20 protein-coding genes are annotated in these 19,859 nt (G+C 41.9%); 16 read left to right on the top strand and 4 right to left on the bottom strand.

The window, feature by feature from the left end:
• Positions 1 to 8 precede the first annotated feature (8 nt).
• The 8 genes from QT716_RS05935 (at position 9) to QT716_RS05900 (ending at position 6,152) form a co-directional block, all read left to right on the top strand.
• Positions 9 to 587, top strand: a complete 579-nt coding sequence (locus QT716_RS05935; RefSeq protein ID WP_317935125.1) for a YpmS family protein — start codon at positions 9 to 11, stop codon at positions 585 to 587.
• A 14-nt stretch (positions 588 to 601) separates the two neighbouring features.
• The gene (gene msrA, locus QT716_RS05930) at positions 602 to 1,123 is read left to right on the top strand and encodes a peptide-methionine (S)-S-oxide reductase MsrA (RefSeq protein WP_317935124.1); all 522 of its coding nucleotides are present in this window, start codon (positions 602 to 604) and stop codon (positions 1,121 to 1,123) included.
• A 2-nt stretch (positions 1,124 to 1,125) separates the two neighbouring features.
• Positions 1,126 to 1,548 carry a peptide-methionine (R)-S-oxide reductase MsrB gene (gene msrB, locus QT716_RS05925; RefSeq protein WP_317935123.1) on the top strand — a complete coding sequence of 141 codons (423 nt, stop codon included), beginning with the start codon at positions 1,126 to 1,128 and terminating at the stop codon, positions 1,546 to 1,548.
• A 20-nt stretch (positions 1,549 to 1,568) separates the two neighbouring features.
• Positions 1,569 to 1,790, top strand: a complete 222-nt coding sequence (locus tag QT716_RS05920; protein WP_317935122.1) for a YozE family protein — start codon at positions 1,569 to 1,571, stop codon at positions 1,788 to 1,790.
• Positions 1,791 to 1,871: 81 nt separating this feature from the next.
• Complete coding sequence (gene deoD, locus QT716_RS05915) at positions 1,872 to 2,576, top strand: purine-nucleoside phosphorylase (protein ID WP_317935121.1); 705 nt, start codon at positions 1,872 to 1,874, stop codon at positions 2,574 to 2,576.
• A 79-nt stretch (positions 2,577 to 2,655) separates the two neighbouring features.
• Entirely contained in the window at positions 2,656 to 4,152 is a 1,497-nt protein-coding gene (locus tag QT716_RS05910) for a lmo1851 family serine protease (protein WP_317935120.1), read from the top strand.
• A gap of 56 nt (positions 4,153 to 4,208) precedes the next feature.
• Positions 4,209 to 5,105, top strand: a complete 897-nt coding sequence (locus QT716_RS05905; RefSeq protein ID WP_317935119.1) for a CobW family GTP-binding protein — start codon at positions 4,209 to 4,211, stop codon at positions 5,103 to 5,105.
• A 192-nt stretch (positions 5,106 to 5,297) separates the two neighbouring features.
• A complete protein-coding gene (locus QT716_RS05900; RefSeq protein WP_317935118.1) occupies positions 5,298 to 6,152 on the top strand; it encodes a CAP domain-containing protein in 855 nt (284 codons plus the stop codon).
• A 43-nt stretch (positions 6,153 to 6,195) separates the two neighbouring features.
• On the opposite strand, the gene QT716_RS05895 is transcribed toward QT716_RS05900, so the two are convergent.
• Positions 6,196 to 7,551: an MATE family efflux transporter gene (locus QT716_RS05895; RefSeq protein WP_317935117.1), complete on the bottom strand. Its 1,356-nt coding sequence runs from the start codon at positions 7,549 to 7,551 to the stop codon at positions 6,196 to 6,198.
• Between the two features lie 120 nt (positions 7,552 to 7,671).
• Between QT716_RS05895 and QT716_RS05890 the strand changes: the two genes are divergently transcribed.
• From QT716_RS05890 to QT716_RS05865, 6 genes are all read left to right on the top strand, one after another.
• Positions 7,672 to 8,748, top strand: coding sequence for an undecaprenyldiphospho-muramoylpentapeptide beta-N-acetylglucosaminyltransferase (locus QT716_RS05890; RefSeq protein WP_317935116.1), 1,077 nt, complete (start codon positions 7,672 to 7,674; stop codon positions 8,746 to 8,748).
• A 203-nt stretch (positions 8,749 to 8,951) separates the two neighbouring features.
• A complete protein-coding gene (locus QT716_RS05885) occupies positions 8,952 to 11,774 on the top strand; it encodes a 2-oxoglutarate dehydrogenase E1 component (protein WP_317935115.1) in 2,823 nt (940 codons plus the stop codon).
• A 48-nt stretch (positions 11,775 to 11,822) separates the two neighbouring features.
• Entirely contained in the window at positions 11,823 to 13,058 is a 1,236-nt protein-coding gene (odhB, locus tag QT716_RS05880; RefSeq protein WP_317935114.1) for a 2-oxoglutarate dehydrogenase complex dihydrolipoyllysine-residue succinyltransferase, read from the top strand.
• 76 nt (positions 13,059 to 13,134) lie between these two features.
• Entirely contained in the window at positions 13,135 to 13,335 is a 201-nt protein-coding gene (locus QT716_RS05875) for a DUF6501 family protein (protein ID WP_317935113.1), read from the top strand.
• Positions 13,336 to 13,424: 89 nt separating this feature from the next.
• On the top strand, positions 13,425 to 14,288 hold the full coding sequence (locus QT716_RS05870; protein ID WP_317935369.1) for an ATP-binding protein: 864 nt from the start codon (positions 13,425 to 13,427) through the stop codon (positions 14,286 to 14,288).
• A 9-nt stretch (positions 14,289 to 14,297) separates the two neighbouring features.
• Positions 14,298 to 16,199 carry a vWA domain-containing protein gene (locus tag QT716_RS05865; protein ID WP_317935112.1) on the top strand — a complete coding sequence of 634 codons (1,902 nt, stop codon included), beginning with the start codon at positions 14,298 to 14,300 and terminating at the stop codon, positions 16,197 to 16,199.
• A 17-nt stretch (positions 16,200 to 16,216) separates the two neighbouring features.
• On the opposite strand, the gene QT716_RS05860 is transcribed toward QT716_RS05865, so the two are convergent.
• Positions 16,217 to 17,413: a toxic anion resistance protein gene (locus QT716_RS05860; protein ID WP_317935111.1), complete on the bottom strand. Its 1,197-nt coding sequence runs from the start codon at positions 17,411 to 17,413 to the stop codon at positions 16,217 to 16,219.
• Positions 17,388 to 18,062, bottom strand: a complete 675-nt coding sequence (locus tag QT716_RS05855) for a 5-bromo-4-chloroindolyl phosphate hydrolysis family protein (protein ID WP_317935110.1) — start codon at positions 18,060 to 18,062, stop codon at positions 17,388 to 17,390. Before QT716_RS05855 ends, QT716_RS05860 begins: the two co-directional genes overlap by 26 nt.
• Before the next feature lie 207 nt (positions 18,063 to 18,269).
• On the opposite strand from QT716_RS05855, the gene QT716_RS05850 reads away from it, so the two are divergent.
• A complete protein-coding gene (locus QT716_RS05850; protein ID WP_317935109.1) occupies positions 18,270 to 18,572 on the top strand; it encodes a DUF1033 family protein in 303 nt (100 codons plus the stop codon).
• 205 nt (positions 18,573 to 18,777) lie between these two features.
• Positions 18,778 to 18,978, top strand: a complete 201-nt coding sequence (locus QT716_RS05845; protein ID WP_040286426.1) for a cold-shock protein — start codon at positions 18,778 to 18,780, stop codon at positions 18,976 to 18,978.
• Positions 18,979 to 19,026: 48 nt separating this feature from the next.
• On the opposite strand, the gene QT716_RS05840 is transcribed toward QT716_RS05845, so the two are convergent.
• The gene (locus QT716_RS05840; protein WP_317935108.1) at positions 19,027 to 19,770 is read right to left on the bottom strand and encodes a hypothetical protein; all 744 of its coding nucleotides are present in this window, start codon (positions 19,768 to 19,770) and stop codon (positions 19,027 to 19,029) included.
• Positions 19,771 to 19,859: the final 89 nt, after the last annotated feature.

Raw genomic sequence — 19,859 nt, 5'->3', positions numbered from 1 at the left:
ATGATTGTTTGAACGGATGGAAAATAGCTTTTTTTACATTATCAGGATTGGTAGCGGCTGGATTTGCCGGAGTTCTATTTCTCGTTGGTTCATCCGGGAATTCCCAGCCTCTGCCGTCAACTGAAGTGATCGAGGCTGGGGATGCTAATATCCTCACAGTGCGCACTACTAAGAAAGACTTTGAGGGAATCGCAAACACGTATATTCGTGAAGCGATGAAAGGTGAAAAGCTGCCCGTACAAATGAAAGTGAAAGATGATGTAATCCTTTATTCTGAACTAACCGTGTTTTCTTTCACGCTTCCAGTAGTCATGCACTTTGATCCGATAGTTAGAGAAGATGGCAATTTAATACTAAAACAATCTTCGATGGAGTTAGGACAGCTGAATATCCCCCCATCTACTGTATTGAAAGTATTACGTGATTCAGTTAAATTGCCTTCATGGATGATTGTGAGACCTAAGGAAGAAGAACTCTTTATCGATTTATCAAAAGTTCCAGTGTCAAAAGATGTATCGGTACGTGCAAAGTCGTTCAACCTAGATAAGGACGAAATCTTACTTGAAGTATCCATCTTAAAAAAATAAGGAGTGGGGTACATATGAAGCAATATGCTACATTTGCAGGAGGATGTTTTTGGTGCATGGTGAAGCCGTTTGATAAGTACGAGGGTGTGCATTCCGTCGTATCTGGATATACAGGCGGCGATGTGCCAAACCCGTCGTATGAGCTAGTGTGTTCTGAAACAACGGGACATCGTGAAGCTGTTCAAATTGAATTCGACGATGAAGTCATTTCTTATAGAGAATTGCTGGATATTTTTTGGCGTCAAATTGACCCAACAGATAGCGGAGGGCAATTCTTTGATAGAGGTGAATCCTACCAAACAGCAATTTATTACCATAGTCCGGAACAACAACAAGAAGCAGAAAAAAACAAAATGGAATTAGAGGCTTCTCAGAAATTCAACAAACCAATCGCTACTGAAATATTACCTGCCAAACCGTTTTATTTGGCAGAAGAAGGACATCAGGATTATTATAAGAAAAACCCAGGACATTATAAGCGTTATTCCGTTGGGTCTGGACGAGAACGATTTAAATCAGAGAATTGGAGTGAGTAATCATGAAAGAGGATTTGAAAAATCGCTTAACTGAAATGCAGTACCACGTAACTCAAGAAAAAGGTACAGAGCCTCCATTTCGTAACGAATTTGATAACCATTACGAAGATGGTGTATACGTAGATGTTGTATCTGGTGAACCGTTGTTTAGTTCAAAAGATAAGTACGATGCTGGATGCGGATGGCCAAGCTTCACAAAACCGATTGAAAAAGAGGAAGTTACTGAGCATTTTGACACAACACACGGAATGCGAAGAACAGAAGTGCGGAGCAAAACTGCAGATTCCCATTTAGGACATGTCTTTCCGGATGGTCCAGGTGAAGCAGGAACACGTTATTGCATCAACTCCGCTGCACTAAGGTTTGTACCCGTAGAAAAGTTTGAGGAAGAAGGATTAAGTGCTTATAAAGCACAATTCCAGTGACCTAGGAAGGGGGACCGCGGATGGATCGCTCTTTTTATCAGTTTGCATTATCCTACCGTGGCGGCGAAAAAAATGATCCGCACAGTGTGTTTGCTGAGACGATGTTTAAAGATCTTAGTTTTCCAAAGGATGAACGATCATTTGATACGTTGTCACGCTATATTGAAGAAAAAGCAGATCCTTTAATGTCATCTATTCTATTTGATGAATTGTATCGGCATTACGAGGATCGTTTCCTATAAACAGGCGATGGTTTCGTTGCAAACCCGCCTGTTTAATTGTATGATTAGAAAAGAAATCGAGAAAAAGAGGTGCTTGTAGAGATGAGTATACATATCAATGCGAAAAAAGGCGATGTCGCCGATACGATCCTACTTCCGGGAGATCCTCTCCGCGCGAAGTATATTGCAGAAACATTTTTAGAAGATGTTGTTCAATACAACGAAGTACGTAACATGTTCGGTTATACTGGAACTTATAAAGGGCATCGTATTTCAGTTCAAGGAACTGGAATGGGCGTTCCTTCAATTTCTATCTATACGACTGAACTTATGCAAGAATTTGGTGTAAAGAAACTTATACGCGTTGGAACTTGTGGAGCTATCCAAAAAGACGTGAAAGTGCGTGACGTAATTCTTGCACAAAGTGCAACGACGAACTCCCCTATTAACCGTACATTCTTCAACGACGTTGATTATGCACCTACTGCAAACTTTGACTTGCTGTTGAAAGCGTATAACGCTGGTAAAGAAAAGGGTCTTCATCTACAAGTAGGAAATGTCTTCACTGAAGATTTCTTCTATAACGAACACGCAGAACATGAGAAGCTAGCATCGTATGGAGTTCTTGCAGTTGAAATGGAAACTGCTGCTTTGTATACACTTGCTGCAAAACATGATTGCCAGGCACTTTCTGTATTAACTGTTAGTGATCATATCTTGACTGGTGAAGCAACAACATCTGAGGAACGCCAAACTACATTCAACGAAATGATTGAAGTAGCTTTAGAGGCTGCCATTCAGGAATAATAACGATTTAGGGCCGCCACCTAATTAGCGGCCCTTTTTCGACTATCTACGTAATACGAAGCAGAAAGTGGGATCGCGAATGGACGAAAATGAACAAAATGGGCAAAATCGTTCACCAGAACCTGAACGTCAGCCTTCACACAATCGATATTTTAGAATAAAGCCTTTCTCATTCGTCATGCTGATTTTCACATTAGTCATTCTTACAGCTGGAATTACTTTTTTTGCACTCACGTTTGGTGATGACAAAGTCGTCGAAGTCGTAAGCCCGCAAAAAACAGAACGTCAAGAATTCCAAAAGTTATATGATGCTTATGATGAAATTAAGAAAAATTACTTTGAAGACATCGACGATAAAGCTGTATTAGACGGAGCAATAAATGGTATGGTCGACTCCTTGGATGACCCATACTCCGATTATTTGAATACGGAAGAAACTGAAAATCTAATGGAGAATATCTCTTCTAGTTTCCAAGGAATCGGAGCAGAGATTCAAGAAGCGGATGGTTATATTAAAGTAGTTTCTCCTATTAAAAATTCACCAGCTGAAAAAGAAGGCCTATTGCCAAACGACTTGATTCAAGAAGTGGATGGCAAGAGCATTCAAGGAATGTCTTCTTCCGAAGCAGTTATGCTGATTCGCGGCGAAAAGGGGACGACTGTCACGTTGACAATTAAGCGTGGAGAAAAAGCCGAACCTTTCCAAGTGAAGATTAAGCGTGACGATATTCCAATAGAAACTGTTTATGCTGAAATGCTGGATGGCGGTATTGCCCACATCCGAATGACTACTTTCTCCGAGCATACTTACGACGAGTTATTAACGGCATTGGATGATATGGAAGCTAAAGGCATGAAAGGACTCGTATTGGATGTTCGTCAAAATCCAGGCGGTGTACTTGACGGCGCGATGAAAATCTCTGACCTCTTTGTTGAAAAAGGGAAAACAGTTCTTCAAACTGAAGAAAAAGGGAAAAAAGCGATTCTCTATCCGGCTTCAGGCGGTAGAAAAGTTGAAGTACCTGTTGCTCTAGTAGTGGATGATGGCAGTGCTTCTGCTTCAGAAATCCTTGCTGGCGCATTAAAAGAGTCTTCAGATATCCCAATTGTCGGTATTAAGACATTTGGTAAAGGCACCGTTCAATCACCTAAAGACTTAAAAGATGGTTCCAATCTGAAGATTACAACTGCAAAATGGTTAACACCGGACGGTAACTGGATCCACAAAAAAGGAATTGAACCGGACGTGAAAGTCGATTATCCATCCTATGCAATGCTTCCGTTTTTAGATCCTTCAGAAGAGCTTAAAGATGGAAACGTATCCTCAAATACTCAACCTGCGAAAGAAATGTTAAAAGCAGTCGGGTATGATCCAGGTAAAATCGATGGTCTTTACGACGAAAAAACAATCGAAGCCGTAAAAAAACTTCAAAAAGATCTCAAGCTTGAAGAAACTGGAGTTCTTACTGGAGATACAACTATCGGACTTATGAACAAACTGCGTGAAAAAATCGAAAAAGACGATCCGCAACTGTTAAAAGCTAAAGAAGTTGTGCTCGAAAAAATCGGTAAGTGAGCAGAAGGCGCCCAATCCAACCGGATTGGGCGCCTTCTCTACTAAGGAGGATTTAAATGATTGATGTCTATCTATATAGTGGGTTTTTAGGAAGTGGAAAAACATCACTGTTGCTGCATACCATTGCCCAACTAAAAGCAGCTGGAAAGAAACCTGCTGTCTTGATGAATGAATTTGGAGAACTGCCTATTGATTCAGATACTGTTACAGAGTCAGGTGACGTCCCGTTAAAAGAGTTATTAAGTGGATGTATTTGTTGCACAGGTTCTGAGAAAACAGAGGCCCAGTTGCAGGCGCTGCTAGAAGATTACGATGATATCGACGTCATCTTAATCGAAACGACAGGCGCTGCACACCCTGTTGAGGCACTAGACGCTGTTTATTCACCATTCTTTGCGGATCGCCTCCAAGTTAAAGGGATCGTCACCGTGGCGGATGCATTGCGTTTCGTTCACCGTGAGGAGCTATCACCGAGGATTCATGCCTTGTTGTTGGAGCAAATTAGACATGCCCATGTTATTGCATTAAATAAAAGTGATCTGGTGACGGACTCTCAATTAGCTACGATCTCCATGGAACTTGCCAATCTGAATCCATCAGCTCCAATTGTCCAAACGGTTCAAGGTAAATTAGATTTTTCTTTTATTGAAAAAACATTATCCCAGGAAAAAGCGGCCCAACAGCCAATCATATCGGGTAAACATTTGCCTCTTTCATCGAAAGTCATTTCCTTTTCCCGGCCTGTTCAGCAAGAAGAAGTGGAGGAGTGGACGAAGTCGTTACCCGATACAGTCTATCGAATGAAGGGATACATTCCAATTGTAGGTGTTAAGAACCCCATGCTGTTCCAGTACGCGTATGGGATGGTCAATTGGATGCCTGAGTATGTCAAGATGCCTGAAAGACTTGTAATGATCGGTGAGGGTATCGGAGAGATTGAATGGAAAGACTGATAGCTCCAATTGATAGGGGTGTCAAGCCGTTTTTGTTTCCAATAATCTATCCCGTATCCATAGATATCCAGTCAAACGTTTTTTAGCTCTTATAGCAAAAGGTTAGATACGAGAAGTGGTGAACTATCCAAACTTTTCCGGTTTTTCTTTCGCCCCCTTCATATATGATAGTTTCGAAGGGGGGCGAACAAGATGAAAAAATCGATGTCAGTCATCTTACTTGGTTCGGCACTCATATTGCCAACCGCTAGCCACGCAGAGGCATCCACATTTGACTCTGTTCAAACAAAAACAGCAGTACGAACAATTACGGTTGAGAGTAACTTACATAATCTCTCGGCACAGCTTCCAAATAACCAAGAGGAGTTACAAGCTTCATATAGTGAGTTTTACAAATGGTTTATGAGTCACTATGTAAAACCTCAAGAAAAACCAGTACAAAAACCAGAACAAAAACCAGATACACCAGTAGAGAAACCAGACCCAACGCCAACACCTGAGGAGAAACCTGCAAAGCCGATCGAAAAACCGACACCGCCAGCTACTCAAACACCGGCGCCAACTCCTCAGCCAGAGCAAAAACCGGATGTAACACCAGTTCCAACGCCGCCAGCTAAACCGGCACCACAAGAAAAGCCGGATCAGCCAGCGGACCAAGGACAAGTATCTGCAAGTGAAATTGAACAAGCAGTTTTTACACTTACGAATGCAGAGCGTCAAAAAGCAGGTTTGAATCCTCTTAAAATGGATGCTAAATTAATGCAAAGCGCTCGTCAAAAATCAGCAGATATGGCATCTAAGAATTACTTTTCTCACACGAGCCCAACATACGGTTCTCCGTTTGACCAGATGAAAGCGAATGGAATCACATATCGTGCAGCTGCGGAAAACATCGCAATGGGACAAAGAAGTGCTGAAGAAGTTGTAAAAGGATGGATGAATTCACCAGGACATCGTGAGAACATCTTAACACCAGGATTTACGCATATTGGTATCGGTTATGATGCCAATGGAAAGTATTGGACACAACAGTTCATTCAAAAATAAGAAAAAACGCCAACTTTGTGATGAATACAAAGTTGGCATTTTTTTATAGAAGTTCTCGTTCAATTCTTTTTTGGACAGCACGCAATCTAAAGCTTAACGTGATTGCACCAATAGTTAAACCGGCGATCAGTCCGATCCAATAACCAAACGGACCTAAATTCGTAAACGTTGCTGTTAAATAGCCGATTGGCAAACCAATCACCCATAACGATAGAAATCCTACAATAAAAGTAGTATTGACGTCTTTATATCCGCGTAAAGCACCCTGGATGGGAGCTTGAACTGCGTCAGATAACTGAAATAGTGCGCCAAATATAAAGAACTGTGAAGCGAGTACGATTATCGCTGGATCTACTGTGTAGAGACTCGCGATAGGTTCTCTAAATACGAGCAGGACAACAATTGCAACGACACTAAAACCAATTGCAAATAGGATACCGAGCCTACTATACTGCTTCGCATCACTGGACAGATTCGCACCTATTGATTGACCAACTAGAATTGTCGCCCCCATAGAAATGCTTAAAGGAATCATGTACATAAGCGAAGTGAAGTTCAGCGCAACTTGGTGTGCTGAAATGGTTTCAGTCGAATAAGAACTCATCAGAAGCGTCACAACTGAAAAAATACTAGTCTCAATGAAAATCGACATGCCAATTGGAACACCGATGAACAAAGTCTCTTTCCAATATGTCCAGCGCGGGAGCTGCCAATGCCTCAGCAATTCGTATTGCCGATAAGGTTTACCTGAAAGTGCAACTGCTGCCGCAATTCCAAATACAATCCAATAAGTGAAACCTGACGCATATCCGGCACCAGCGCCGCCAAGTTCAGGGAAGCCGAAATGACCGTAAATCAATAAATAATTCAGCAAGATATTAATAGGAGCTGATATCAGAATGATGAACATAGACACTCGTGTGGAACCGAGCGCGTCGAAGAAAGATCTCAGCACCGTATACGCAAATAATGGTGCTAATCCGACACTCATCCCTTTTAAGTAGTCAATCGACACTGCCCGTACAGGCGCTTCCAATGACATGGAGCGGATAATCGGGAAGAAGATGAAGAGTATCAAGGCAAAAACAACCGCAGCTAATGCGATCGAGACATAGATTCCCTGTTGGACAGAAGGTCTGACCTCTGCTTTTCTGCGTCCTCCGATATGTTGCGCAATGATTGGAGTGAGTGACATCAGAATTCCAGCTAAGCCCGTATAGACTGGCACCCAAAACGAAGAACCGATCGTTACACCTGCCAAATGGTATGTATCGTACCTCCCGGTCATAAGGATATCAAAGAAGGTCACCATATAGAGCGCTACTTGAGTGATTAAAATAGGCATAACAATTTTGACGAAACGGAATGATTTTCTTTCTGTTCGAAGAGAAGATTCCATTGATTCCCCCCCTTTTTTTCTCTCAACCCTTATTGTATCATGCTTATTTTGGTATACTAACAAATGAAACAGTTCAAATGAACTTTATTTTTAAATGAATAGAAGAGGTGAACGGCCCTTATGAAACGGCCAGTAATCGTATTGACAGGCGGGGGAACGGCAGGGCATGTTTCTGTCAATGAAGCTATTATTCCTTCGTTTTTAGAAAAAGGATATGAGATCCATTATATCGGTTCTCATGAAGGTATTGAAAGAGATTTAATCGGAACAGGTCATCCTGAGGTGACTTACCATGCAATTGATAGTGGGAAGTTAAGAAGGTACTTTTCAATGAAAAATTTCACAGATCCATTTCGTGTAGGTGCAGGGGTCTTGCAGGCATTTTCGATTTTAAGAAAGCTGAAACCTGAAATTATCTTTTCAAAAGGTGGATTTGTTTCCGTACCAGTCGTTCTTGCGGCAAAACTTGCCCGGGTGCCAGTTGTTGCACACGAATCGGATGTATCACCGGGCCTTGCAAATAAAATTGCACTTCCTTTCGTTAAACACATTTTTACAGTGTTTGAAGAAACTCTTGCATACGTGCCTGCTGAACGTTCTTCTTGCTCAGGAGCAATAATTCGCCCTGAACTGTTCGAAGGCGATTCGAAAACAGGCTTACGTATTTCGGGATTAGCAGAGGGAAAGCCAGTGGTTATCGTCATGGGCGGCAGTCAAGGATCTGCTGTGTTGAACGATGCGCTGCGCGGAAACCTGACAGAAGTTCTTAAACATTTCCAAGTCATTCATCTTTGCGGAAAAGGTAATGTGGATGAAAGTCTGGAACAAACTGACGGATATGTACAATTCGAGTACGTGACAGAAGGACTGCCGCATCTAATGGCGGCGTCTGATATTGCGTTATCAAGAGCGGGATCGAATGCGATCTTCGAATTGTTAGCAATTCGTATTCCCATGCTGCTTGTTCCGTTATCTGCTGAAAAGAGCAGGGGAGACCAGATATTGAATGCAAAGCACTTTAAAAAACTTGGATTTGCCAATGTGCTAACAGAAGAAGAGGTTACTAAAGATACACTATTGACAGGATTAGTAGAGTTATATGATGAAAAAGCAACGATAGTAAATGCTATGGAACAGACAGATGCAACAAAAAGACCGGAAGAAATGACGAACCTTATTCTTTCGTGTCGAAACTAATAGAAACTTGCTCATTCACAAAATGGACACTTGCAATTCATTATCTCTTGCAAGAGAGAGCTGCAAGGTGTAAACTAGTCCGCGGATTAAACATGTTTTTACTAGAACGAAACCCTTTCAGTTCCGGTGTTTGCATGGTAACATAGAATAGGATATAAAAATTTACGCAACATGCCTAAGGGCAAATGTGGAGGTAATAATTCATGTCGAACAGTGTTGGTTCCGAGCGTTCACCGTATGCAGCTTTTTCAGGTCCGAACCTTGGCTATGTAATGGAGATGTATGAACTTTACAAAAATGCACCAGAATCCATCGATCCGGAACTTGCCGAATTTTTTAAGCGGAACGGTGCCCCTGAAACAGGAGGAGACTTCTTCTCAAGCACAGCTACTTCAGAAGGAACTGGAGGAAATCCTGGAGATTTCCTGAAAGTACTTTCCGCATACAAACTAATGGATGCGATTCGGGCATATGGACACTTAAACGCTGATATTTACCCGCTGAATGACCGTCCTAAAGATGCGACGCGAATTGAGCTTTCAGCTTACGGTCTCTCTGAACGTGATCTAGAAGCGATGCCAGCATCGTTATTTTTAACGGAAGTTCCAGCTCAAGTGGAAAATGCACTCGATGCAGTGAACTATTTGAAATCACTTTATACAGGTAAAATCGCTTATGAATTCGCTCATTTGATTGAAGAAGAGGAGAAGCAGTGGATTCAAAATAGTATTGAATCTGGTCAATTAGCTGTTTCACTTTCTGCAGATGACAAAAAGCAGCTGTTAGACCGTTTAACTAGAATTGAAGGATTCGAGAAGTTCATCCACAGAACGTTTGTTGGAGCGAAACGATTCTCAATTGAAGGTCTAGATACACTAGTCGTCTTCCTGGATGAATTAGTTCGCCGTTCAGAAGAGGCAAAAACGAAGAAAATGTTGATCGGAATGGCCCACAGGGGACGATTAAACGTACTCACACATATTTTGAACAAACCATACGAAATGATGTTTGCAGAATTTGCAGGCGTACCTTCAGAACCATTCTTACCTGAAGATGGATCAGTTGAAGTAACACGCGGTTGGTTTGGTGATGTGAAGTATCACCTTGGGGCACTCTATAAAGGTCAAACGGGTATGGATCGCTTTTTAGCTTATAACCCATCTCATTTAGAAGTCGTGAATCCAGTTATCGCCGGTCAAACTCGTGCAGCACAAGAGAATACAGACCACCCTGGAATTCCTGTTCAAGACACGAATGCTGCTTATGCAGTCATGGTACACGGGGATGCGGCTTTCCCTGGAGAAGGAATCACGCAAGAAACATTTAACTTCAGTCGTGTCCGTGGTTTCCAAACGGGTGGGTCGATTCACGTGATTGCCAACAACATGATTGGTTTCACTACTGAGTATTTTGATTCCCGTTCTACCCATTATTCATCTGATATGGCTAAAGGATTTGAAGTTCCGATCGTGCACGTGAATGCAGACAGCCCTGAAGCAGTAATTGGCGCAGCATTATTTGCATTCAACTATCGTCAAAAATTTGGCAAAGACATTCTTATCGATCTAATCGGCTACCGCCGTTATGGTCATAACGAAATGGATGAGCCAATGGTAACCAATCCAATGATGTATCATGATGTACACAATCATCCAACAGCACGCCAATTATATGGTGAATCATTGGTAAACGAAGGAATCTTAACAGCTGCTGAAGTTGAATCGTTAGATGCAGATGTGTTCGCAGAAATGCAGCGTGCACATGACAAAGTTAAAGAGTCTTCTGCAGATGCATCAACGCCATCAAACGCAACTCCTGAGGCAGTTCTTAAAGGATATCCGCGTGACTTGCAAACGGGAGTTTCTGAAGAGCGTCTGCGCCGCATGAACGAGGAATTACTTTCCTATCCAGAGAGTTTCCATGTGTTTGGCAAACTGGATCGTATTTTGAAACGCCGCCAAGATCCTTTTAACGGAAAAGGCAAAATTGATTGGGCACATGCAGAACAGCTTGCATTTGGTTCAATTCTTCAAGATGGTAAGCCGATTCGTATGTCAGGTCAAGATATCCAGCGTGGTACGTTTGCACATCGTCATTTAGTGTTGCACGATGAAAAATCAGGTGAAGAGTTTGTTCCGCTACATCATATTAGTGATTCAAATGCTTCCTTCGTTGCGTACAACAGCCCATTGACTGAAGCAGGAGTTGTTGGCTTCGAATTCGGCTACAACTTGGAAGAAGAGAAAACAGTCACGGTATGGGAAGCGCAATATGGAGACTTTTCAAATATGGCACAGGTCATGTATGACCAATTCATTTCTTCTAGTAATGCGAAATGGGGCCAACAATCCGGACTGATCATGATGTTGCCACACGGTTATGAAGGGCAAGGTCCAGAACACTCGAGCAGCAGAATCGAACGCTATTTACAATTATGTGCTGAAAACAACTGGACAGTAACTAATATTTCGAGCGCAGCGAACTACTTCCACGTTCTTCGCAGACAAGCTGCCATCCTAGGGGATGAAGCTGAGCGTCCGCTTGTTATCGCAACACCAAAATCATTATTGAGACACCCACTCGTAGGTGCTGATCTAAAAGATCTTACAGAAGGTCACTTTGAAACTGTACTTGAAGAACCAAATACAGGTAAAAAAGTAGAAAGCGTCAAAAAAGTGATTATGACGAGCGGTAAAATGGCGATTGACCTTGCTGAGAAAGTTAAAGATGGTGAAGGCTTTGATCACTTACACATTGCTCGCGTCGAGCAGCTGTATCCATTCCCATCTGACAAACTTGAAGAAATCATTAAACGTTTCCCGAACGCAGAAGAAATTGTCTGGGTTCAAGAGGAACCGAAGAATATGGGATCTTGGATATTTGCACGTCAATACTTAAACGAGATTTCTCAAGGTCTGCAAGTAAATTATGTAGGCCGTATCCATCGCGCAAGCCCTTCAGAAGGAAATGGCACGATGCATAAATTAGAACAACAGCGTATTATTGACGAAGCACTAAAAAACTAAAGACACACTCATAATGACGATTGAACGATATTAGAGGAGGAAATTATTGTGGCAGAGATCCGAGTACCTGAACTAGCAGAATCGATTACAGAAGGAACCATTGCAAAATGGCTTAAACAACCTGGTGAAACAGTAGACAAAGGTGAATTCATCGTTGAACTTGAGACTGACAAAGTAAACGTAGAGGTAATTTCAGAAGAAGCTGGAACTGTACAAGAACTTATGGCAGCTGAAGGCGATACAGTTGAAGTTGGCCAAGTAATCGCAATCGTGGGAGCGGGTTCAGGTGCACCAGCACAGCAGCCAGCTGCTCCTGCTGAACCGGCAGCACAACAACCAGCACAATCGGCAGCGCCAGTAGCAGCGCAAGCAGCACCTGCTGAAGAAGCGGTATCTGGAGACCGTACGATTGCAAGTCCTGCAGCACGTAAACTTGCTCGTGAAAAGGGAATTGACTTAGCTGAGATTACACCTGTAGATCCTATGGGACGCGTGCGCGTACACGACGTGGAAGCACATGGAACTGCTCCTAAATCACAGCCAGCAGCACCAGCAGCACCTAAACAAGAAGCAAAAGTTGACGATGGTCGCGTAGAACGCGTGAAAATGAGCCGTCGTCGTCAAACAATTGCTAAACGTTTGCTAGAAGTGAAACAAAACACGGCGATGCTGACTACTTTCAATGAAATTGACATGACGAATGTTATGGAACTTCGTAAGCGCAAAAAAGATGAGTTCTTCGATAAGAACGACGTGCGTCTTGGCTTCATGTCATTCTTCACTAAAGCGGTTGTAGCTGCTCTTAAGAAATATCCTAAAGTCAATTCAGAGCTTGATGGCGATGATTTGATCATGAAAAACTATTTTGATATCGGTATTGCTGTTTCAACAGACGGCGGACTTGTTGTACCAAACGTTGTCGATGCAGATCGTAAGAACTTTGCGGAAATCGAAGCAACAATTGGAGAACTTGCGAAAAAAGCACGTGACAACAAGTTGACACTTGCAGATATGTCAGGCGGTTCTTTCACAATCACAAACGGCGGTGTATTCGGTTCACTACTATCTACACCGATTTTGAACGGTACTCAAGTAGGTATTCTTGGAATGCACACAATCCAGAAACGCCCAATCGCCGTTGGAAACAACGTTGAAATTCGTCCAATGATGTATGTGGCACTTTCATATGACCACCGTGTTATTGACGGTAAAGATTCAGTTGGTTTCTTGAAGATGATCAAAGAATTGATCGAAAATCCAGAAGACCTTCTTCTTGGATCATAATAGATTGAGTTAATCGTCCGCTAGTTGCGGACGATTGGTTTTCTAACACTTTGGAATGGAAAGGCGGGACTCTGTCATGTCATCGTTTAAAGATTGGCTTCAAGCTCCGGCAATCCGGCAAGTCGTATGTAAGCATGCAGATGCTGAAAAATATTTGGTCACCAATGTACTTACACCAGGTAAAACATATGATGTAAAAAACGAAACAGAAGAATTTCTGTTCGTCGTTGACAACACAGGTAAAGTCGGCGGATATTATAAAACTTATTTCGAGTGAATTGCTAGTCTTAACAAACTAGTGAACTACAAAACGGCCTGATGCTAACTTTCGCATCAGGCCGTTTTGTTTAGAGAGGGGTACTAATGATGAATGCACTTATTGAAAAAGTTCAAGCTAGACGTCTCGGTCGATTATATACAACAGAAGAACAGCTCCTAATTCAAGAAGGAGGATATGTAAGTCCTTCTGAACATTTGTTTGAAGATGTATTAATCGGTATTTCCTTGCAAAAGCCGATATTGCTCAAAGGACCGTCAGGCAGTGGGAAAACTCGTCTCGCCCAAAGTATCTCAGCACTATTTCATCAGCCTATGCAAAGTGTGAACTGCTCTGTAGATTTAGATGCTGAAGCATTACTTGGATTTAAGACAATCGTCACGAAAGAAGGGCAAAGTATCATAGATTTTGTAGATGGTCCCGTTGTGACAGCTATGAAAAAAGGACATATTCTATATATCGATGAAATCAATATGGCCAAGCCCGAAACGTTGCCGATTCTGCATAGCATTTTGGATCACCGCAGAATGTTGACAAATCCATTTACGGGGGAAGTTATCCAAGCACATGAAGACTTTTCCGTGGTCTCGGCTATTAACGAAGGTTATATCGGAACATCGCCGATGAACGAGGCACTTAAGAACCGTTTCATCTCGTTCTCCATACCTTATCTCGAAGCAGAGCAACTTCGAGAGGTTTTAGTGAACACAGTACGGGAAGCAAATTCATCTGTTTTGGATACAATTATGCACTTAGCCAATGACCTTAGAAAACAAGCGACGAACGGATTATTAGCGGATGAGGCTGCATCCGTCCGCAGTCTGATCGATGCCTTGCAGTTGTCTGTGCACATGCCAGTAGAAAGAGCAGTATCTTATGCAATTGCAGAACTGTTGGAAGATAAGATGGAGCGGGACCTGGTGAACGAATTGACAGCTACTTGGGTGAAATGAGGGATTGAGATGGATAAAGTCAACCGCTTCATACAATTCAATGACGAATCCGTTGAAACGCGCAAATTGCTTTTATATGAACGAATTGCGCAAGCGCTATCGAATACCCCTTATATGAAAGTCACAGAGCGTCAATTGATTGAATACCAACCGAAAGAAGCGACGCTTGCTATCAGTGTGTTTTGGAGACATCGCACTGAAGAAGTGACCAATTTAGGCCGTCTTTCGGATATCTATCTCCTTTCTGCCGGATTTTATCGTCAATTTGACTTAACAGCATGGCGCACCTTTACTACTGATATTAAGCCGCATTCTTATCCAAAATTAGCCAGGCAGCTGCTGATGCTTCTCGAAGAATTCCGAATGATGGAATCTATCCAGAAGAGTAGAGCAGGTACACAGCGTGCATTTAAAGTGCGGCGGGATATCTATGCGGAGTTCCATAGGGATCGGCTTCTATCAAATGCACAACGGGGGTTTCTTGCGGACGCACTCATTAATCAATTATATTTAGACATTCATATAGGAATGACCTCTTCGCCTCATGACGTATTTGACCGGCTGCCTATAGACCGGGTTCGTCAAGTTGCACAACGGATCTTTGAAACGGAAACGACTTCACAAAGTGCTTCTTTAGCTTTTCAAATCATAGCTCTCGTTGAAGAGTTTTTAACAGGCGATATCGTTCTCCCGCTTTACACTTTTGGTGAAGCATTTGAAGATGGGAAACCGATGAAACAGTCTTCAAAAGCGATGGAAAGTGAAGAACAGGGAGAATCAGATGTCAAAGAAACGATTGAAGAAGAATTCCGCACATGGCATCGTGAAACTGAAGAGGAAAAAGGCATGCATCTGGAATTCGACTTACAACACGGAACTGAAGGAGCTTCTGATGCTTCAGATTCCAAACCGGGTAATGAAGATGCGGAAGTTCAGTCATTCGGAACGGGACGCTCAGAGGGAAACGAAAAAGAAATTGGAGCGCAACCTGAAATAGAGCAGCAGCAAGACCAGTCAGTTGAGCCAACTTTACAAGCAGGATCTGATTATGGTCATGCGCATACTCAAGTTACGTTTAAAGTCATGGAAGTGGCGAATAAGACGGACACCTCATCTTTATCAACACTTTCCGCGTGGCGGATCAATCATTTACCTATTGTTCGAGCTCTTGTGACAGAAATGAAAAAACGTCTGGAACGAAAAAGACAATACAAACGTGAAAATTTAACAAAAGGGAGATTGTCATCAAAGTTAACAACAATGTTGACAGACGAACGGCCTAAACCGTTTTACAGAAAACAGGCACCTTCACCAGAGTTGGATGCTGTGTTTGGATTGCTGGTGGACGGTTCTGCATCGATGATTGACAAACTAGCAGAAACGAAAGAAGCGGTCGTGCTGTTTCATGATGTTTTGCGAGAACTGAATGTGACTCACGAAATTGCCTCGTATTATGAAGACACATTTGAAGCATCCAAAGAGCAGCAGCCCAACTTCTTTGAAGTGATGCATTCGTTCGATGAAAACCGTGTAGACAGTGGCCCTGCTATTATGAATTTCGAAGCACACGAGGACAACCGGGATGGATTTGCTATTCGGTGGATGGCCAATCAATTAGGAAATCGACCAGAACATCATAAGTTTCTGCTTGTATTTTCTGATGGGGAGCCTTCTGCATTCGGATATGATCGAAATGGCATAATTGATACGGCAGAAGCTGTTTGGGAAACGGAGAAACGAGGAATTTCTGTCGTTCATTTGTTTTTGTCTTCACAACAGCCGACGGAAGACCAAAGAGAATTGTTTGCCACGATGTTTGGCAACAAAACAGCTTCATCGGACTCAGTAGAAGAATTCGCAAGTCAAACGCTTCGTATACTTAGGAAGCTGCTAGCAATCGCAGTTCAATAAAAAACACAAAACCTCCCTTATAATGGGCGGTTTTGTGTTTTTTCATGAATATTTAAAAGCCGTTGTTTCAGTTCTTCTTCCATTCTGCCAATCTCACGCTCTGCCTCTTTACGTTTCACTCGGCCATCAGCTTGGATAACAAGTGTTTCTTCAATCGTTTGAATAAGGTTTTCTTGAGTCTTTTTAAGTGTATCGATTTCAATAATTCCGCGTTCGTTTTCTTTAGCAGTTTCAATTGAATTCAACTTCAGCATTTCTGAATTACGAAGCAGTAAATCATTTGTTGTCTTAGTAACCAGTCGCTGGGACTCAACAGCCTTCTTTTGTCGATTAAGTGTTAACGCAATCGCAATTTGGTTTTTCCACAAAGGAATAGAAGTCATAATCGATGATTGGATTTTTTCAGCAAGTGTCTGGTTCGTCTGTTGAATCATCCGAATCTGAGGGGCGCTTTGTATGGTAAGCTGACGGGAAAGCTGCAAATCATAAAGTCGTTTTTCTAAACGATCTAAGAACTGACTCATATCATTGACTTCTTGAATCGCCATTTGATCATTCGCAGCCTGTGCTTCAGCGCGCATTTGCGGGATTGTGATAGTAGCGAGTTCATCCCGTTTTAACTCTGCAGCAGCAATGTACACATTAAGAGCTTGGAAATACGTCTTGTTTTGCTCGTATAAGTTATCAAGCATGTGCACGTCCTCGATTAAGCCTCGTTTAGAGTGTTCCAGCTGAACCCCAATCCGGTCAATTTGAGTGCTTAGCTTCTGGTATTTGGTCATCATTTCTTGAATGGAACGAGAAGCTTTGTTAAAGAGACGGCTCAAACCTGTCTTTTTCTTTTCTGACAAATCATCTGGATCGATTTCGGATAACTTGCTCATCAAATCATTTAAGACGTCGCCAACAGGACCGATGTCTTTACTTTGGACATGATCCAGCATCTTATGGGAGAAATTTGACAGTTCGTTTTGTGCGTTAGCACCGTATGTCAAAATAGCTTCATAATCTCCAACGGGAATTTGTTCTGCAAGTTCTCTGGCTTTTTGTTGCTCTTCAACTGTAAGACGATCCAATAATTGAACGGACGCTGTATCTTTAGCTTGCTCCGTTTGCATTTCTTTAGGCAGCATGGGTTCACTTTTGTCGAAAGGACTGCTTAGTAAATCATCAATTGACTTCATATCATTATTCATTGGCTTGTTTTCGGTCATCAAGTGGTTCCTCCTTCGAGTTCAGTAACTTTTTCTTTCTAGCCATCGTCACGTCAACGTAATCAAGCTCCATCTGTAAGGCCGCAAGATCAGTGGAAAGGGCATCCTGCAGATCGCTTTCTAATTGCTGGGTGACGTCAGTGATGGTTTCTCTTGTATGCTGAAGTGCGATACGGACTTCTTTTTCTTTTAATTGCTGGTTTGCAAGCAACGCATATTTCGAAGTCAGTTCTACGGCTGAATCCAGATGCGCATAAAAGAATTGTTCAGTTTGGTAAAATTTCTTTGGGTCATTACGAACAATTGTTATAACTTTTCTGGATATGTTGCTTAATTCATATACTTGTCGGAATGCTTGGACAGAGCGAACCTGTCCATATAGACTATTCAATTTCTTTATTTTTTGTTTAGCTTCTTGCAGTTGCAGTTGGATATGCTGATATTCAGATCGCGTCATACCGAGCTGTTTCACCGTAGAATGTAATTGGAGCTGCTTTATTGTAAAAGTACCACCAAGGTACATTGCAATTAATACACCGGTAGCTGCAAAAGGTCCCATGCCTGTAGCAAGCAACAAGAAAAAATAGGTTCCGAAACTAACGGGCGCCACGATGAAGTGCCTCATAAAAAACTGTTTTGCTGTTTTCATCTTCGGTTAGCCCTCCTTATCGTTTAGGTAGATATCTTTAATACGTTTTAATAGATACAAAAGTTTCATCTGTAAGTGATTCTCTACATAGTATACCGCATTCCAATCGTTCAGACGAACATTTGACACGATATGCAGGACAGTTTGCTTGGAAAAAATGACTTCGCTTTGTATAATGTTCAACTGAATAGGAAGAGAGGTTTCAACATGTACGAAGTGATCTATATGAAAGCGGATTATGAGCCATGGTGGATGTTTGAAGATTGGGAAGAGATGGTCAGAATAAGAAAGAACTATGACGAGTTGGAAGAGGCTGTCATGTATGCGAATTCAATCATAAATGAAATGAGAAACTGTTTTGCTAAAGAAAAGTCTAAAAAAGGATCTTTCATCGCATTTTGGAATCCAGGTGAGAGGACATATTGTGATGGATGCGATGAGGATATGCAACTATACCACGGAGTTTTCCTTCTTAAGGATTTAGAACCAATTATTTTCTTAAATGAATAATAATTAGAATATTTCATTAGGTTTTATTGACATTTTAAACAGGTATGTTATAGTATTAGTAACGTTAATAACAAGGCTCGCGACGAAAAACGTATTCACCTATTGCAAAAAGTGATCGGCGACGTCGGTACTTTTTGTAATACGTGAATTTTCTTTTTTCTAGCAGGTTCATGTATTAGCAATTATTATTTGGAGGTTTTTACTTATGAAACAAGGTACAGTTAAGTGGTTCAACGCAGAAAAAGGTTTTGGTTTCATCGAGGTTGACGGAGAAGACGACGTATTCGTACACTTCTCAGCTATCCAAGGTGAAGGCTTCAAATCTTTGGACGAAGGCCAGCAGGTTGAGTTCGAAATCGTTGAAGGTAACCGCGGTCTACAAGCAGCAAACGTTATTAAACTCTGATAACTAACAAAAGAGGACCCTCGCTAGCGAGGGTCCTCTTTTTCATGGTTACGGTTTGGTCACGGACTCCATTGATGACGTGACGATGAAATCTTCTTTACCTTCTTGTGTCATAACGGATTCCCGTTTTACTTCGCCGTAGCCTTCTACAAAGTACTTCCGATTCGTGAAAGCCTCATCCTTTTCTTCAATCACGATGGCATGTTCGAATTTTTTATAGGGAGTTTCGACCGTTGCATCGGTGTCTACGATTGTCCATTTTTCAAAAGAAGCACCTTTTTCAAATGGCTTTTGCAAGTAGACTCCTTTTACTTCCATTTTTTCGAGTTCCGCGACAGGCGGCGCATTGTCTTCAGTATCTACAGGACTTTCATCCAATTTTAAAATTTTGTCCTTTTCCACTTTGTAAAGTTTTCGCAGCAGGACACCGCCATTGTTCTCATAGATCATGACATAGTTTTCGTATGGATGATAGACTTGAACGTCGAGTTCTGCAAATTCATTTCCTTGTCCTTCGTAATGAGCTTTTGAACTGTCTGGAAGTAAATAGTCAAGCATCGCTGGATCCTTAATTTCGCCTGTAGGGTCATCCAACTCCTCTACACCGTCATCGTCTTTGTCCTTATCTTCGATTTTACCGCCCGCATCTGGCTTCTTATCATCTAAAGGACTCTGTTCTCCACTATTGCCGGAGTTGTCAGGTGCAGTGACGTCTTCACCGTTCAGTTTAGAACAGGCTGAGATGACGAGGAGACTAATGAGTAACAAAAAGACAAAGTTAAAACGCTTCATTGTCCACCACTCCTTTTCTAATAGTATTACCGTTTTTAAAGAATATATGTACAGGAAATCAGGGAAGTCGAAAATAATTTAAATGAAAA

This window comes from Sporosarcina aquimarina (assembly GCF_033253705.1).
In the GTDB taxonomy this organism is placed as follows: Bacteria; Bacillota; Bacilli; order Bacillales_A; family Planococcaceae; genus Sporosarcina; species Sporosarcina aquimarina.
Note: the sequence above shows the minus strand (reverse complement) of the source record. Positions and strands in the feature narration are given on the sequence as shown.